Below are 16493 nucleotides of genomic sequence, written 5' to 3'. Positions count from 1 at the left end.
CCACTGCAACCGTCGTCAGATGGACATACGCTCGGTTGTTGGTCTCAATGTTCAGAGAATTCGGCGAGAACGCCGCCTGTCGCAGGAAGAATTGAGCTTCCGTGCGGCGAAGACACGTGCCTATATTAGTGGGCTGGAAGCGGGGAAGCGCAATCCGACCATTTTAACGCTCGCGATGCTGGCCGATGCCCTTGCGGTCGAGCCGAACGATCTACTCCGCCGACAGCAGAAGGTTGATAAATAAGGAAATAGCGGCCCAATCACCTTTATTTTTGTGGCGTTAGGAAGGGGCGCTCAATGAGGCGTTCCGCATTAATTTGCAGGGCAAGAGACAATGCCTCAATGGTCTCCAAGGTGGGAGAGCATTCTTCTCGTTCGAGTTTGCCAATGAAGTTTCGATCAAGGCCAGCGAACTCGGCCAAGCGTTCTTGAGTAAGGCCAGATTCTTGACGACAAAGCCGCAAATTTCTCGCAAAGATAGCTGTGAGTCTCATGCAATCTAGCAATCCAAATTTTCACGATCAAAGCCACCTACTATAATAATCAAACGCATGTGGTCGGTCTTGCGGCACCGTAGCTTAGAGCGATATTTCTTTGAACGAATTTAGCTGGCAGTGGATTTGTAGTTCAAAAGGATTTCTGCAGTCTTTTTCCTGGAAGATATGAGAGAATATTCAATGATCTCTAGGTCACGGGCTTCTGTTTCGCTCGACAGTTAAAGGTAAAACAGTTGCAAAAAGATGGGGTATTCAAGAAATCCAATCGGAAGCTGCTGACCTCACAGGAGAGAATTGTGTTGTATTGGACCGCGGAGGGAAAAACACGATGGGAAATCTCTATTATTCTGGGGGTTGCGGAAACCACAGTCGTAACTCATCTGCGAAATTCACGTATCAAGCTAGGTGCGACGAAGAAAACGCATGCGGTTGTTGAAGCAATTCGTCACTCCGAAATATCGGTATTCAACAAGTCGCATGGGTTTGCGCCACAGGGCAGTGGGCCATTTCCATTAGCGACAAAACACGGAGCCAATACGAACGGTGGATCGCGCGCACCGCTTTTTAATGCCGCCCGTTTTCATAGGCTCAGCGAGTCGATTGCGAATGCGCAGTCTCCTGAACAATTTTTTGGGGCGATTGACAAGAGTTGTGCCGTCTTAGGTTTTGATGCTGTCATTCTTTCCTGCCACAAATCAACCAAGGAATCGCTGTTGCTCGACCCAACATACTGTACCATTCCGTTGGATGTCATGCGTGAATATAAGCGTCTGAACTGGATTGAGAGTGATGTCCTGCTTGCACAATTAATTGGTGGTAATCGCGCTTTCGTCTGGGATAGCACCTACGACCGCTACAGGGATATTCGAAGCCAGAGCTTTCTTAATTTTCTAAAGCGATTCCGTTTGGTGACTGGGATCTTGGTGCCTCTTGAAGATGAAGAAGGTTTCAGAAGTTTTGTGGCGTTTCACGCCTACCTCGAGCGCGACTTCGATATAAATACCGTTAAGGTAGTGCGCGAATTCGGAATGAAGGCGAAAAAGAAGGCAGCAGAACTCGGATTATAGTCGGCTTTGAAGCGCGATCCAGAATATGGAAAGGGTTTGCAATGCACGAATTGAGTATTGAGGGTTTCATTCGTTCGGTAGATGCTGTTGGTGTGTCGAGGGTAATAACAGACAAGATTAAACCATTTTGTCTCTCGGTATCGACTGAACGACACTCGACTTCATTTGTGTTTTCAAATGGAAAGGCCGTAATGAAGTATGAGAAAAATGGAATTTCTATTTTCATTTCGGCCAATGGCGTTGTTGAGTTTTATGGAATTCGATCAATTATCTATTGTTATATATTATCGTTAATTAAAGAAAATAGTATATACTGGTTTCCGTCCAGAAAAAATATTTAGAAGAGAATGAAATTCCGTTATGTGCAGGCTGACTTCAATTTTGAAGCTAGGTGTCGATAATATTAAACAAAAGTGCGTGTCAGTGGTGATCACAAATCAACCGTCGTTAAACTCACCGAACCGACCAAAATATTCAGCAGTTGTGTAAATGGAAGCTGTCGTGAATGCTGGTCAGTTCGACTTCCGTACCGTTTTTTCTATATTAATTTTATCAGTAAAAATGAGGGAGCCTAACCAACAGAACGAATTTGCGCAAAAACCTCAGGCGCAAACTCGAACTGTCGCGCTGTGCCTCTGCCCATGGAATTCTTGCCCATTGTCTCGGTCAGAATGCCGCGTTGTACAAGAGTGTCCATCGTTTCAATGACGCCGCCACGGGTCATTCCTGTAAAAAACATAACATTTGCAAGGGTTAATGGCTCATGAGCCTGATGCATCATATAGAGGATGTTCACCATTCCAATCTGCTTGATGCGGGATTGAGGTGATTCATCCGCGAGCGGTTTTTCGAGAATTTCACGAACCGCAAAGACCGCCAGTGCCTGACTTTGCCATCGATCACTTAAAAAGCTTGCCATTTTTTTAACTATGCATTATTTGATTAGTATGAGTGCTGATGACATTACTTCATCATAACGTCGAAAGACGGTCGATAACGGAGTTATGAGCATGAGAAGCTTTCTCTTAAAATTTGCGACAGGGCTTATGGGTTGCGGTTCACTATACCTCATTCAAGTCCCCGACGCTCGCGCCGAAAGCTGGGGATGCCAAGTTATCCTGTGTTTATCCAATCCCGGCGGCCCAACGCAATATTCCGGATGCCGACCGCCTATCCAGAAACTTTGGAGTTGGCTGGCAAGAGGCCATTCATTTCCCACTTGCAATGGTGTTGATTTCAAAAGTTCGCGGCCGCGCTATGAGCCGTATTATTGTCAAGCCGGATATCGTCTATTTGCCGGCCAAAGTGCAGGTGGACGTGCGGCGACATGTATCTCAACATCTCTTCAGGTCGTGGACGGCGCTTTTTGCAGGAATGAAAGAGGCATCGCCGCCACGGAAACGACGGTCATCTCGCCGCGAATGCAGCGAAACAATAGCCGCAATCAATGCTTGGCATATGTAACCACCCGGCCATTCGTTCGCGAAAAACCCCGTTATATCGATGTGACCATCGATCACTTGGGTAAGCACAGAGTGTGGTACTAAGCCATGCCTGTTTCGTTTCTCATTCTCGCTCAAACTTGCGCAGCTTTTGTTTCGCCCGAAACGCTTGCCGGTGTTGTCAGCCTGGAAAGTGGTTTTGCCCCTTTTAACATTCGCATCAACAGCGGTTTGCCGCTCAAGCAGCAGCCAGCGACAAAAGCCGAAGCGATCGAGGTTGCAACAACACTTGTCGCCGAGCAGCAGGACATTCAGCTTGGTCTGAGCGGTATCAGCCTTGAGGACTTGGGAAAATCAAACCTATCGATCGCTGATGCTTTCGATCCCTGTTTGAATCTCAAGACAACCGCTCATCTTCTTGACGGCTATTATCGCCATGCAATCGAGGAAAATTTCGACCCGGTAAGGGCTGAAAAACGGATGCTGAGATCCTGGTATGGGCGTGGCGACGCCTCGATCGGTGAAATGGTCCGATACGACGAACAGGTCTTCCAGAAAATTAAACAACTGCGGCCAAGCATGGCCAAGCTCGTCATCGAAAATGCCGTGGAGCAACGGGGCGGGGTGCATGAAACATCTGTTGGCGCTGTGACAAGCAAAAGCGGGCAAAGTGCGGCCAATAACGCCCCGGAGGAAGCAGCTTCCGTCCCATCTCTATCCTCGTGGGATGTCTTCAGGAGCCCACGCAATTTGTCGGTTCTCGTGTTTCAGAACAACCCAAAGGAGCAAAGCGAATGAATTTCTATTGCCGCCTCCGTCCAATTGTCGCCTCTTGTGTTATGGCTGCTGCCATTGTGCCGATAGTGAGCGAGCCTGCATTAGCACAAGCCGCTGGCATCGAGACCATTCTCCAAAACATCGTTGATCTTCTAACCGGCAACATATTCAGACTGCTGGCGACAATTGCGGTAATCGTGATCGCCATCGCCTGGATGTTTGGTTACATGGATTTGCGTCGGGCAGGCTACTGGATCATCGGGATTGGCATCATTGCTGGCTCATCCGAGCTCGTTGGCACCATCGTCGGAAGCTGAGCGATGACAAGTGTTGAGCCAATCTTGGAGGAAGACACGTTGTTTCTTGCCTGCACCCGACCCGCTATGGTTGCTGGCGTGACAATGGAGGCCATGGGCATCAACGTCATGGCAACGACGATATTCTATCTTCTTGCTGGCTCGATTTCCTATGCCCTTGTCGGCATCGTTTTCCATTTCGTTTTTCGAGCTCTCATCAAACACGACCATAACATGTTTCGCATTGTGCTCGCATGGGTGGATACGCGTGGTCGATCTCGCAATAGCGGATATTGGGGTGGGTCAACGCTATCTCCGCTTTGCCTGATGCGTCAATATGATGAAAGGGATCTCAACCTTGCCTGACATCATGAAGCTAAAGGTCCGAGAACTTCGACCGGAAATCTACATTCCTTACGTCCGTCATGTCGATGAGACGACGATTGCTCTTAACGCCGGAACGCTGATGGTGATGATCGCACTGGAAGGAGTGTCATTCGAAACGGCAGATGTGCTCGATTTGAATGGATTACACCGTGACCTCAACACCCTTTATCGCAACATCGCTGATGAGCGGCTAGCCTTATGGACGCATGTTATCAGGCGGCGGAATGACTGTTATCCCGATGGAGAATTTTCGGCAGCGTTTTCGAACGTTCTTAACGAAAAATATCGCCTCAAGATGGCTGGCGAAAACCTTTTTCGTAACGACCTTTATCTCACATTGCTCTGGTCGCCGGCCCGTCACGGGGGAGATAAAACGACCCGATTTTTTTCAAAGCTAAGACGGACGCAAAATGTCGAACTTGAGGAGGAGGCATTAAAAGATCTCCAGGACAAGGTCATTGATGTGACTGCAGGCCTGGAGCGGTTTCAGCCGCGTGTGCTTTCGCTCTATGAGCGCGGCGGGCTTGTGTATTCACAACTGAGCGAAGTTTTGCACCAACTGGTTGGTGGTAGGCGCGAGCCCGTTCCGTTGACGGAAGGACCAGTTTCTTCCGCTATTTACTCTGACCGCGTTATCATCGGGCGAGAAACTGTCGAGATCCGGCACGAGGCTGAAAACCGTTATGCCGGTATACTGAGTTTCAAAGAATATCCAGCTCGCACCAGAACAGGCATGCTCGATGGAGTGCTCTCTAGTCCATTTGAATTTATCCTGACGCAATCCTTTGCATTCACCTCCAAATCAGATGCTCGACAGATCCTGGGTCGTAAGCAAAATCAGATGCTTAGCAGTGGTGACAAAGCAGCATCCCAGATTGGTGATCTCGACCGAGCGATGGACGACCTTGAATCAAATCGATTTGTTCTGGGCGGGCATCATCTTTCGCTTGCCGTCTTTGCTTCCTCCGTCAAAGATCTCGCCGACAACCTCGCCAAGGCGCGGGCAAGTATTACGAGCGGTGGGGCCGTCGTTGCACGCGAAGATCTTGGATTGGAGGCCGCCTGGTGGGCACAGCTTCCTGGGAATTTCCGCTACCGTGCACGGTCCGGGGCGATTACATCGCGTAATTTTGCAGCGCTTTCACCCTATCATTCGTATCCGATCGGTCAGAAAGACAATAACGAATGGGGGCCAGCTGTCGCGCTATTGAAGACGGCTTCCGGGTCACCGTTCTATTTCAATTTTCATTACGGCGATCTCGGCAATACCTTCATGTGCGGACCATCGGGTACCGGTAAGACGGTCATCATCAACTTCATGCTTTCTCAACTCGAAAAACACGATCCTCATGTTGTGTTCTTCGACAAGGATCGTGGAGCCGACCTTTATGTGCGGGCCGCCGGCGGAACATATCTTCCGCTTAAAAATGGTAGTCCGACCGGATGCGCTCCTTTAAAGGCGCTCGGGCTCACGCCTGAAAATAAAGTGTTCCTTGCTTTATGGGTTGGCAAACTTGTTCGCTCCAACGTTCGAGATTTGACCGTAACCGAACTGCGTGACATCGCTGCTGCGATCGATGGCCTATCAGATCTGCCTAGAGAGCGACGAACGATTGGTGCACTACGCACATTCTTGAACAATACTGATCCTGAAGGGATCGCTGCCAGGCTTCGCCGTTGGGAACGCGAAGGGCCGCTTGGCTGGGTGTTCGACAATGACGATGACGATATTGGCCTCAACGAATTTGCCCCGATGAGGGCAGGAAGAGGTGGGAAGTTCGTCGGCTACGACATGACGGAGTTTCTCGACCATGAAGAAATCCGCACGCCCCTAATGGCCTATCTGTTTCATCGTGTCGAACAGCTGATTGACGGAAGGCGCATACTCATCGTCATCGATGAATTCTGGAAAGCGCTGCAGGACGATGGCTTTCGCGATCTGGTGCAAAACAAGCTCAAAACCATCCGCAAGCAAAATGGTCTGATGCTGTTTGCAACACAAAGCCCGCGGGATGCGATTGTCTCTCCAATTGCTCATACGATCATCGAGCAATGTCCCACGCAGATTTTCCTCCCGAATTCGCGCGGTAATCACGCTGACTATGTCGATGGGTTCAAGCTTACCGAACGTGAATACGAACTGATTGCGCGCGAATTATCAGTCGAAAGCCGGCAATTCTTGTTGAAACAGGGTCACAACAGCGTCGTTGCAGAGCTCGACCTGAACGGCCTTGATGATGAACTGGCTGTTCTTTCCGGTCGTACCGGAAATGTCGAGCTCGTCGATACGATCCGCGCTGAAATCGGAAACGATCCTGCAGACTGGCTTCCAGTTTTCCAGCAAAGAAGGAGTGCAAGTTGATGGCTTCCTATAGACGTTTTTGTGCAATGATGGCTGCAGTGCTGACCTTGTCGACAGAAGCTGCAATGGGGCAGGGCATCCCTGTCATTGATCAAACAGCGATCGCCAAACATCTGGAAAGTATCGCGCAGTTGAAATCGCAGCTCGATGCTCTTCATCAGCAGATTGAGAAGGCCGAAGAGCTTTATACCTCTTTCAACAAGCTGACAGATATGGCGGATGTCGCACAGGTTCTCAATGATCCAGCGATCCGAAAAGCCCTCCCGCCGGAATTTGCTGCCGTAGAAGGATTATTCGAAGGCAATGGCAGTGGGGCGTTGAACGATGCGGCCTCAAAATTCCTCGACAAAAATACGACCTACAAAACTTCTGCTGATGATTTTTACGCAACAGAACTGTCCCGTGTGCAGAACAAAAATGCCGGCCAGATGGGGATTGGTCAGAAAATTTACGACGCAGCCACAAAACGCATCGAAGGAATTGATGAACTTCGTCAGAAAATTTCCACGGCAAGTGAAGCCAAGGAAATTGCCGATTTGCAAGCAAGGCTCCTGGCCGAGCAAGCCTTTGTGCAAACCGATGTGCTGCGTATGGAAGGTTTGCGCATGGTTCAGCAGGCGCAAACGCAGGTTGATGATCAGCGCAAGGCAGAAGATTGGCACCGTCGCATGGATGCCATGAAGGAGGCGCTGAAATGAAAAATGTGCTGATCCTGACAGCCTTCATCCTCCTGTCCGCATGTGGAGAGAAAGCTGAAGCAACCTACACGGTCGAAGAATTGCTGGCCGATCACGGAATACTGTCACGCATTCTCGACAAGTGTCGCAATAATCCAGGTGAGTTGCGCAATACGGTTAACTGCATGAATGCCGAAGCGGCCAATAGCAAGTTGCGTTTCCAGAATATGCGCAAGGCGCTTGGAGGCTAGCACCGTGTATCACGTGTTCGAGTTTATTGATGGACAATTCAAACGCCCGTTGGAAATGTTCATATCCGATGGGACGTCGAATATTGCCGAATGGGTTTCCGGCCCGCTTACCGCTGCCGTGACCCTTTACGTTATCCTGTTTGGTTATCTTATCTTGCGCGGTTCGGTGCATGAACCCATCCTGGATTTTGCTTTTCGCGCAATCAAGCTTGCGATCATCGTGACGCTGGTCAAGAACGCCAGCGAATACCAGAGCTATGTCACCAATATTTTTTTCGAACAGCTGCCGCGCGAGATTTCGCAAGCGCTTAATTCCGGTGCGGCGCCGAGCGCATCGACCTTCGATCGTCTGCTGGATAAAGGACAGAACTCAGCGACAGACATCTGGAAACGATCCTCCTGGCCCATCGATATTGTAACGGGCGTTGGCGGATTATTGGTGATTGCCGTCAGCTTTCTTGTCGCAGGAATAGGCTATGTCGTTTCACTATATGCGCGATTGGCACTAGCCATCGTGCTGGCGATCGGCCCAATCTTCATTGCATTTGCCATGTTCCAGTCGACGCGACGCTTCACAGAGGCCTGGATCGGACAAGTGGCAAATTTTGTCATTCTTCAGGTTCTTGTCGTCGCTGTTGGAGCGCTGCTGATTGCATGTCTCGACACAACTTTTACAGCAATCGATGGCTATTCCGACGTATTGATGCGTCCCATCGCGCTTTGTGCCATCGGCATTGCCGCTCTTTATGTCTTTTATCAGCTTCCAGGCATCGCTTCGGCTCTAGCTTCCGGCGGAGCGTCTCTGGCTTATGGCTACACAGCTTCACGCGATGCGCATGAAGGATTGCTTGCCAAGGCAACGTCGCGGAGCGCGGGGTTTGTGGCTCGCGGCACACGCATGATGAGAAGAGCATTGTGAGCGAAGGAGACCTGCTTATGACCTCGTCTGCGGCGATGAAAAACAGGTATTTGTCAGTAATCAAACCGACCTTGTTTCTCGGGATCGCGCTCGCACTTGTCAGTTGTGCGTCGCTGACAAATCCCTTGCCGAAATGCGATGGAAATGCGCGAAGACCTCTGAACCGCGCAATGTGGCAATGGGAAAGATCGAGTGCACTGCCGAAGTCCAAAGCGGAATCCATCCCGCGCTTTGTTGATGAGCGCAAACCATCCAGGGCTTTTGATCATTTCGATATTGATGCCTCTTTCGGCGATTGCGAGGATTGATGGTCACGACAGACAATCTCAAAAGCTATTTCGAAAAAGCGCGTCGCTTTGATCAAGACCGCATGATCGAGGTTGAGCGTTCAAATCGCTTGGCCTGGTCGATCGCAATTGCGGCCGGAATTGTTGCTGGCATATCAATCCTTGCAGTTGCAAGCCTTGCGCCGCTGAAAACTGTCGAACCTTTCGTGGTTCGCGTCGACAATTCCACCGGGATCGTTGATGTCGTTTCCGCGCTGTCGGCGACTGCTGGTACTTACGACGAAGCCGTGACCAAATATTTTGCAGCAAAATATGTTCGTGGACGCGAAGGCTACGTCTGGAGCGAATCCCAGGAAAATTTTCGAACAATTGCGCTTCTATCCACACAGGCAGAACAGGCGCGGTTTGCGGCCACTTATCGCGGCAGCAACCCGCAATCACCACAAAATGTCTATGGCCGCTCTGCCACGGTGCGGATTAACATCGTCTCCATCGCGCTCATCAATCAAAACGTGGTGTCGGTACGCTACATACGTAGCCTAACGCGCGGTGAAGAAGTCCGGACAACTCATTTTGTTGCGACCCTTACCTATTCCTACGCCAACGCTCCCATGTCATCGACAGACCGACTGGTGAACCCGCTTGGTTTCGCGGTTAGTGAATATCGTGCAGATCCGGAGGCAATCGATTGATGCGTTTTCCAATCATTGTCACATTTTTTCTGGCTTCATCCGCTTCCAGTGTCCTCGCGTTGGAGATACCAACAACAGCATCGCAGGACAGTCGTGTCCGTTTTGTCAGTTATCAGCCCTACAATATCACAAGGATCATCGGATCCTTGCGCTCCTCGGTTCAAGTCGAGTTTGCCCGGGATGAGGAAATTGCACATGTGGCGCTTGGCAACAGCGTCGCCTGGGAAGTCGCACCAGCCGGTAATATCCTGTTTTTAAAACCACGAGAAAACCAGCCGGTTACCAATATCTCCGTTGTAACGACACGTCGGGACGGGTCTACGCGCAGTTACCAGATGGAACTTAAGGTGCGGGAGGGTTCGGTAGAAGTCGGAGAGAATACTTACTTTTACGTGAAATTCCGATATCCACACGACGAAGCTGAACTGCGTCGCCAGCAAGCTGCGGCTCAGGCGCGCACAGCCCAAGCCAGAGATGCTGATAATGTGCTGTCGCTTCACGAGGCATATGGTCCGCGCAATTGGCGCTACTCCGCACAGGGGGCAAAGGCACTGGAGCCGCAAAGCGTCTACGACAACGGTAAAATCACAACATTCTCCTTTGCGGGTAATCAGGAAATGCCTGCAATCTATATGGAAAATTCTGACGGTTCGGAGAGCCTCGTGCCCAAAACTGTCGATGGCAATCTGGTCATGGTCCATACGTTAAGCCGCAAATTCATTCTGCGACGGGGCAAAGATGTGCTGTGCGTATTCAATGAAGCCTATGACCGGGTTGGCATCAACCCTGCCACAAACACGACGTCTCCGTCCGTTGAACGCATCGTGAAACCGGATCTGGCGGGACAGGGGAAGTGAGTAAGATGGCCGAGAATGAGGAAGACAAGATCCCTGGTGAGCGCGCCGAAACGGTTACGGCTACACGCATCGACAATAATCCTGTTCTCAAGCGCGGGGCTGTTGCACTCGCCATTGTGTTGTTCATTGGCTTTGCTCTTTGGTCGACATCTGGAAGCAAAACAAAGGATAACAATAGCCAGACCGAGCGCGTCGTGATCCGCCAAACAACACCCTTTGAGGCGGCAAGAGAAAAGACAGAACCGGTTGAAGAAAAGCCGGAGGTAAAACTGCCAACACCGGTCCTTGAAGAACCTATGCCCGAAGTGGACGAATTGCTTGATGCCGCCCGTCGTGCGCCCGTCATGGCTTATAGCGGAGGGCAGAAAAATTCGCCCTCACGAGGCGGAGGGGGGAACGGTAATAATGCGGTAGAAGATAGGAATTTTATACCGATCGACGGCAATTTTATTGGCCAGAACCAGCAGAATGCCGATGAACAACGGTTCGAAAATCTGCTGCGGCCGACCCGACTTGAGGGTTCGCGCGCCGGTATGCTCGCAAATCGTGATTTCATCATCGCCATGGGGACTTCCATCCCTTGTGTGCTCGAAACGGCACTTGCCTCGGATCAGCCGGGCTTTGCAAGCTGTGTGATCAACCGCGACGTTTTATCCGATAACGGCCGCGTGGTGCTGATGGAAAAAGGAACCCAGCTTGTCGGGGAATATCGTGGTGGTCTCCAACGGGGTCAAAAACGTCTGTTTGTGCTTTGGAATAGGGCGAAAACGCCTCAAGGTGTGATCGTTACGCTTGCCTCGCCAGCAACCGATGCGCTTGGCCGCGCTGGCGTTGGTGGGCAGGTCGATACGCATTGGTGGGAGCGCTTCGGCAGTGCGCTTCTCCTTTCCGTCGTCGGCGATGCGACAAGTTACGCGAGCAGTCGTCTGCAAGACGGCAATTTTGATGCACAAAATACCGCGGATGCCGGCAAACAGGCTGCTGCCATTGCAGTGGAGCAATCAATTAATATTGCCCCGACACTCCACAAACATCAGGGGGAATTGGTCTCCATCTTTGTCGCTCGCGATCTCGATTTTGCAGGCGTTTACCAGCTCCGTGTAACCGAACCTGGAAATCGCATTCTCGATCGGGCGGCTTTGGGTGATTTCCAACCGCCATCGACGCTTGTGACAAAATAGGTGGACAAATGGCTGAAGCCCAGGACATCACCGTCGTTCGTGAACTTCTAAAGCCTCTTGCGGTCTTCCTGGATGATTGCTCGTTGTATGAGATCATTGTCAATCATCCGGGTCAGGTGCTGACGGAAGGGCCGGGTGGTTGGCAGATACACGATCTTCCTGGGCTTTCCTTTGAAAAACTCATGCGCCTTGCCCGGGCGGTGGCGAGCTTTTCCCATCAAACCATCAATGAAACGCGACCGATACTTTCGGCAACACTTCCAGCTGGCGAGCGAATTCAAATTATCATTCCACCCGCCACCACGAAAGGAACGGTCAGCATCACAATCCGCAAACCATCATCGCTTGATTTTACGCTTGATGATCTGGACGCCAATGGCTTTTTCTCTCATACGCAAACAAGCTTTCGTGCCCTTTCAAAAGAACAAGAACGTTTACGAGAACTCTACAAAAGGGGGCAATTCAAGGAGTTTCTTCGTCAAGCTGTTATCGCGCGGAAAAATATCATTATCTCTGGTGCGACAGGGTCCGCAAAAACCACTCTTTCAAAAGCTCTTATCAAGCATATTCCACAACACGAGCGTGTCATTTCGATTGAAGACAGCGCGGAACTTATAATTTCCCAACCAAATCAGGTGCGTCTGTTTTATTCAAAGGGCTCGCAGGGGGTATCGAATGCAGGTCCGAAGGAATTACTCGAATCGTGTCTGCGAATGCGTCCCGATCGAATATTGCTGCAGGAACTGAGAGACGGAAGCGCGTTTTATTATATTCGCAATATCAACTCGGGCCATCCAGGATCCATCACAACAGTTCATGCAGATTCTGCCAGACTTGCCTTCGAGCAACTGACTTTACTAGTCAAGGAATCGGAAGGGGGAAGCGCACTCGAACGCGCTGACATCCGACGTATGTTGGAGATTTCGGTTGACGTTGTTGTGCAATGTAAACGCACCGATGGAACGTTCCGCGCTGTTGAAATTTACTTCTCCGGCTGTGCGAACGATTGAGCACAATTGGTGGCGCAATAATGATTTTTCTGCTTTCTCGTCGTCCCAATTTGAACCTTTACCGCGCTGATTTCGCGTTTAATCGATTCTATTGTCGCGGTTGGGCTTTTTTGGTTGGCAGCAGCCTTTCCTATCGCATAAGCAACGAGGAGCTGGTTCCAGGAGTGCTTGTAATTGTTGCAAGCCTTTCATGAACCTATCCTGCAGTAAGGAGGCCATGATGGCGAAGTGGGTGTACACGTTCGGCGACGGCAAGGCAGAAGGCGCGGCAAGCGACCGCAATCTTCTCGGTGGCAAGGGAGCAAACCTGGCTGAAATGAGCAGCCTTGGTCTTCCGGTACCTCCAGGCTTTACCATCACGACCGAAGTCTGCACCTATTATTACGATCACGACCGGTCTTATCCATCCGAGCTCAATGATCAGGTTCAGGCGGCTCTGGCCCATATTGCGAAAGTGACGGGGCGTAATTTCGGCGATGCCGAAAAGCCGCTTCTGGTGTCGGTGCGTTCTGGCGCCCGTGCTTCTATGCCGGGCATGATGGATACGGTGCTCAATCTAGGGCTCAACGACGAGACGGTGCAGGCTATCGCCCGCGAAGCGGGTGACGAGCGTTTTGCTTATGACAGCTACCGTCGCTTCATCCAGATGTATTCGGATGTCGTGCTGGGTGTTGATCATGGCTTCTTTGAAGAAATTCTCGAAGACAAGAAGGCCGATCTCGGCATTGAGGTCGATACGGCGCTGACGGCCGAAGACTGGAAGGGGGTCATCGCCTCTTACAAGGCTAAGGTCGAGGAAGAACTCGGCCAGCCTTTCCCGCAAGACCCACGCGAACAGCTCTGGGGCGCTATAGGCGCCGTTTTCTCAAGCTGGATGAATGCGCGCGCCATCACCTATCGTCGTTTGCACAATATCCCGGCGGCCTGGGGCACGGCGGTTAATGTGCAGGCGATGGTGTTCGGCAATATGGGTGAAACCTCTGCGACTGGCGTTGCCTTCACACGCAATCCTTCGACAGGCGAGAAGAGACTTTATGGTGAGTTCCTCGTCAATGCGCAGGGTGAAGATGTCGTTGCCGGTATTCGCACGCCGCAGAACATCACGGAAGAAGCGCGCATTGCGGCCGGTTCCGACAAGCCGTCGCTCGAAAAGGTAATGCCGGAAGCCTTCGCTGAATTCCTCAAGGTCGCTAACCGGCTGGAACAGCATTATCGCGACATGCAGGACCTCGAATTCACTATCGAACGCGGCAAATTGTGGATGCTCCAAACCCGTTCGGGCAAGCGCACTGCAAAGGCAGCGTTGAAGATGGCCGTCGAAATGGCAGGCGAAGGCCTCATTTCCGAGGAAGAAGCGGTTCTGCGCGTCGATCCGGCAGCGCTTGACCAGCTTCTGCACCCGACCATTGACCCGCGTGCGGAGCGCCAGATCATTGGTCAGGGCCTCCCGGCGTCGCCGGGCGCTGCAACAGGCGAAATCGTCTTCTCTTCGGAAGAAGCCGAACAGGCAAAGTCGGAGGGCCGTAAGGTCATTCTCGTTCGCATCGAGACCAGCCCGGAAGATATTCACGGCATGCACGCGGCAGAAGGCATTCTGACGACGCGCGGCGGCATGACCAGTCACGCAGCTGTCGTCGCACGCGGCATGGGCAAGCCATGCGTTTCCGGTGCGGGGTCGCTTCGCGTTGACTATCGCAATGGCGTCATGCTAGCAGCAGGCCAGACTTTCAAGAAGGGCGATGTCGTCACCGTCGATGGTGGCACCGGGCAGGTCCTGAAAGGCGCTGTCGCCATGTTGCAGCCCGAGCTTTCCGGCGATTTCGGCAGGCTGATGGAATGGGCTGACCGGACCCGCCGGATGAAGGTTCGCGCCAATGCAGAAACCCCGGCGGATGCCCGCACGGCGCGTTCGTTTGGTGCGGAAGGCATAGGCCTCTGCCGGACTGAACACATGTTCTTCGATGGAAGCCGCATTGTCGCCATGCGCGAAATGATCCTTTCCGACAATGAAGAAGGCCGCCGCACGGCTCTCGCAAAGCTTTTGCCGATGCAGCGTTCGGATTTCGTCGAACTTTTCGAGATCATGAAGGGGCTCCCGGTTACGATCCGTCTGCTTGATCCGCCATTGCACGAGTTCCTGCCGCATACGGACGAGGAAGTCGCAGAGGTTGCCCGGTCGATGGGTGTCGATGCGACAAAGCTGCGCGAACGCGCGGATGCCCTGCATGAATTCAACCCGATGCTGGGCCATCGCGGCTGCCGTCTGGCTGTATCCTATCCGGAAATCGCGGAAATGCAGGCCCGGGCGATTTTTGAAGCTGCCGTCGAAGCAGGCAAAAAAACCGGCGAGCACGTGGTGCCGGAAGTGATGGTGCCTCTGGTTGGTCTGAAAGCCGAACTCGATTTCGTCAAGGCGCGCATCGATGCAGTTGCCAAGGAAGTCATGGCAGAGGCGGGCGTCAAAATCGACTATATGGTCGGCACGATGATCGAACTGCCGCGTGCGGCTTTGCGCGCTGCCGAAATCGCCGAAACGGCTGAGTTCTTCTCGTTTGGCACCAATGATTTGACGCAAACGACATTCGGCATTTCACGCGACGATGCGTCGTCGTTCCTGACCTCCTATCAGCAGCGTGGTGTGATCGAACAGGACCCGTTCGTGTCGCTCGATCTCGAAGGCGTTGGTGAACTGGTGGAAATCGCCGCTGAACGCGGACGTAAGACCCGCGAAAAACTGAAGCTCGGCATCTGCGGCGAGCATGGTGGTGATCCGGCGTCGATCGCCTTCTGCGAAAAGACAGGTCTCGACTATGTTTCCTGTTCGCCGTTCCGGGTGCCGATTGCCCGTCTTGCGGCTGCGCAGTCGGCTGTGCGCAAGGTTTGACAGGACGCCACAATTTGGCTTAGCTGCCGGAGTAATGCCCCGGTGGCCAAGCAATTTTTAGAAAACGTAATCATGTTTCGTTGTATCGCCGCGGCTGGAGCCGCCATCCTCATCGCGACCAGCACGGCCAGCGCCTATGATATCTCGCCGCAGGAGCGCGCGCAGAACAAGGCCCGCCAGGACACGATCAGGATTGTCGAACCGCAATTGCATATTGCGCGCGGCGGTGCCGCGTCACCGCAGGTGGCGTTGACCCTTGATGCCTGCATGGGCAAGACCGACCACCGTATACTCGACATGCTGGTTCAGAACCGGATTCCGGCAACGATCTTCGTGACAGGCCGATGGATAAAACAGAACCCTGCCGCCGTGGCGGTTCTGAAAGCCAATGCCGATCTTTTCGATATCGAAAATCATGGTGCGATGCATATTCCGGCCATCACCAATGAGCCGAGGATGTACGGGATCAAGACGGCGGGCTCGCTCGAGGCGGTCCATCTGGAGATCGACGCCGGTGCGACGGCAATCACGGATGCAGGAATGTCGAAGCCCGTCTGGTATCGCGATGCGACTGCCCGTTATTCGACCGATGCCGTCAAGCTGGCGGCAAGCATGGGCTACAAGATCGGCGGTTATTCATTGAATGGCGATCAGGGTGCCTCCCTGATGGCGCCTGCGGTCGAGCGCCGCATCGCCGCCGCCCGGGATGGTGACGTCATCATTTCGCATATCAACCAGCCGTCGCGTTCGGCGGGTGAGGGCGTAGTCAAAGGCGTGCTGGCCCTGAAAGCGAAGGGGATGAAATTTGTGCGTCTCAAGGAGGTCGAGACGACCATGACGCTCAATCCGGTCGCACCGCACAACCTTCACGCGGACGTTCCAAAGCCTGTAGCGCCGAAATAACCCC

At 52.3% G+C, this 16493-nt stretch carries 19 protein-coding genes; 17 read left to right on the top strand and 2 right to left on the bottom strand.

Annotation, left to right across the window (positions count from 1 at the left end; translation table 11 throughout):
• Positions 1 to 19: 19 nt before the first annotated feature.
• Positions 20 to 244: a helix-turn-helix domain-containing protein gene (locus ACS5UA_RS20990; RefSeq protein ID WP_040129697.1), complete on the top strand. Its 225-nt coding sequence runs from the start codon at positions 20 to 22 to the stop codon at positions 242 to 244.
• 22 nt (positions 245 to 266) lie between these two features.
• Here ACS5UA_RS20990 and ACS5UA_RS20985 read toward each other — a convergent pair whose 3' ends face one another.
• Positions 267 to 494 (bottom strand): helix-turn-helix domain-containing protein, encoded by a 228-nt coding sequence (locus ACS5UA_RS20985; protein ID WP_012090924.1) that lies wholly within the window; start codon positions 492 to 494, stop codon positions 267 to 269.
• Between the two features lie 236 nt (positions 495 to 730).
• Between ACS5UA_RS20985 and ACS5UA_RS20980 the strand changes: the two genes are divergently transcribed.
• Positions 731 to 1564, top strand: a complete 834-nt coding sequence (locus tag ACS5UA_RS20980) for a LuxR C-terminal-related transcriptional regulator (protein ID WP_443101759.1) — start codon at positions 731 to 733, stop codon at positions 1562 to 1564.
• Between the two features lie 571 nt (positions 1565 to 2135).
• Here the strand turns inward: ACS5UA_RS20980 and ACS5UA_RS20975 are convergent.
• The gene (locus ACS5UA_RS20975) at positions 2136 to 2483 is read right to left on the bottom strand and encodes a transcriptional regulator (RefSeq protein ID WP_443101758.1); all 348 of its coding nucleotides are present in this window, start codon (positions 2481 to 2483) and stop codon (positions 2136 to 2138) included.
• 91 nt (positions 2484 to 2574) lie between these two features.
• Between ACS5UA_RS20975 and ACS5UA_RS20970 the strand changes: the two genes are divergently transcribed.
• The 15 genes from ACS5UA_RS20970 (at position 2575) to ACS5UA_RS20900 (ending at position 16489) form a co-directional block, all read left to right on the top strand.
• The gene (locus ACS5UA_RS20970) at positions 2575 to 3111 is read left to right on the top strand and encodes a hypothetical protein (protein ID WP_443101757.1); all 537 of its coding nucleotides are present in this window, start codon (positions 2575 to 2577) and stop codon (positions 3109 to 3111) included.
• A gap of 3 nt (positions 3112 to 3114) precedes the next feature.
• Complete coding sequence (locus tag ACS5UA_RS20965; protein WP_112701392.1) at positions 3115 to 3804, top strand: type IV secretion system protein VirB1; 690 nt, start codon at positions 3115 to 3117, stop codon at positions 3802 to 3804.
• Positions 3801 to 4100 (top strand): TrbC/VirB2 family protein, encoded by a 300-nt coding sequence (locus ACS5UA_RS20960; RefSeq protein ID WP_012090930.1) that lies wholly within the window; start codon positions 3801 to 3803, stop codon positions 4098 to 4100. Before ACS5UA_RS20965 ends, ACS5UA_RS20960 begins: the two co-directional genes overlap by 4 nt.
• Positions 4101 to 4103: 3 nt before the next feature.
• The gene (locus ACS5UA_RS20955) at positions 4104 to 4445 is read left to right on the top strand and encodes a type IV secretion system protein VirB3 (protein WP_040129690.1); all 342 of its coding nucleotides are present in this window, start codon (positions 4104 to 4106) and stop codon (positions 4443 to 4445) included.
• Positions 4420 to 6828, top strand: a complete 2409-nt coding sequence (locus ACS5UA_RS20950) for a VirB4 family type IV secretion/conjugal transfer ATPase (RefSeq protein ID WP_443101764.1) — start codon at positions 4420 to 4422, stop codon at positions 6826 to 6828. The genes ACS5UA_RS20955 and ACS5UA_RS20950 overlap by 26 nt, the downstream gene beginning before the upstream one ends.
• A complete protein-coding gene (virB5, locus tag ACS5UA_RS20945) occupies positions 6828 to 7526 on the top strand; it encodes a P-type DNA transfer protein VirB5 (RefSeq protein WP_443101756.1) in 699 nt (232 codons plus the stop codon). Before ACS5UA_RS20950 ends, virB5 begins: the two co-directional genes overlap by 1 nt.
• Positions 7523 to 7756: an EexN family lipoprotein gene (locus ACS5UA_RS20940; RefSeq protein WP_443101755.1), complete on the top strand. Its 234-nt coding sequence runs from the start codon at positions 7523 to 7525 to the stop codon at positions 7754 to 7756. The genes virB5 and ACS5UA_RS20940 overlap by 4 nt, the downstream gene beginning before the upstream one ends.
• Positions 7757 to 7760: 4 nt before the next feature.
• Entirely contained in the window at positions 7761 to 8675 is a 915-nt protein-coding gene (locus ACS5UA_RS20935; RefSeq protein WP_443101763.1) for a type IV secretion system protein, read from the top strand.
• Positions 8676 to 8710: 35 nt separating this feature from the next.
• The gene (locus ACS5UA_RS20930) at positions 8711 to 8983 is read left to right on the top strand and encodes a hypothetical protein (protein ID WP_151664061.1); all 273 of its coding nucleotides are present in this window, start codon (positions 8711 to 8713) and stop codon (positions 8981 to 8983) included.
• A complete protein-coding gene (locus tag ACS5UA_RS20925; protein ID WP_151609766.1) occupies positions 8983 to 9654 on the top strand; it encodes a virB8 family protein in 672 nt (223 codons plus the stop codon). Before ACS5UA_RS20930 ends, ACS5UA_RS20925 begins: the two co-directional genes overlap by 1 nt.
• Positions 9654 to 10511 carry a P-type conjugative transfer protein VirB9 gene (gene virB9, locus ACS5UA_RS20920; RefSeq protein WP_443101754.1) on the top strand — a complete coding sequence of 286 codons (858 nt, stop codon included), beginning with the start codon at positions 9654 to 9656 and terminating at the stop codon, positions 10509 to 10511. The genes ACS5UA_RS20925 and virB9 overlap by 1 nt, the downstream gene beginning before the upstream one ends.
• A gap of 5 nt (positions 10512 to 10516) precedes the next feature.
• Positions 10517 to 11692, top strand: a complete 1176-nt coding sequence (gene virB10, locus ACS5UA_RS20915) for a type IV secretion system protein VirB10 (protein ID WP_443101753.1) — start codon at positions 10517 to 10519, stop codon at positions 11690 to 11692.
• Positions 11693 to 11700: 8 nt separating this feature from the next.
• Positions 11701 to 12702: a P-type DNA transfer ATPase VirB11 gene (gene virB11 / locus ACS5UA_RS20910; protein ID WP_443101752.1), complete on the top strand. Its 1002-nt coding sequence runs from the start codon at positions 11701 to 11703 to the stop codon at positions 12700 to 12702.
• A 220-nt stretch (positions 12703 to 12922) separates the two neighbouring features.
• The gene (gene ppdK / locus ACS5UA_RS20905; protein ID WP_443101751.1) at positions 12923 to 15586 is read left to right on the top strand and encodes a pyruvate, phosphate dikinase; all 2664 of its coding nucleotides are present in this window, start codon (positions 12923 to 12925) and stop codon (positions 15584 to 15586) included.
• A 72-nt stretch (positions 15587 to 15658) separates the two neighbouring features.
• Positions 15659 to 16489, top strand: coding sequence for a polysaccharide deacetylase family protein (locus tag ACS5UA_RS20900; RefSeq protein ID WP_443101750.1), 831 nt, complete (start codon positions 15659 to 15661; stop codon positions 16487 to 16489).
• The last annotated feature ends 4 nt before the right edge of the window (positions 16490 to 16493 follow it).

Origin of the sequence: Brucella sp. RRSP16, from assembly GCF_052246815.1 — a bacterium.
In the GTDB taxonomy this organism is placed as follows: domain Bacteria; phylum Pseudomonadota; class Alphaproteobacteria; order Rhizobiales; family Rhizobiaceae; genus Brucella; species Brucella intermedia.
Note: the sequence above shows the minus strand (reverse complement) of the source record. Positions and strands in the feature narration are given on the sequence as shown.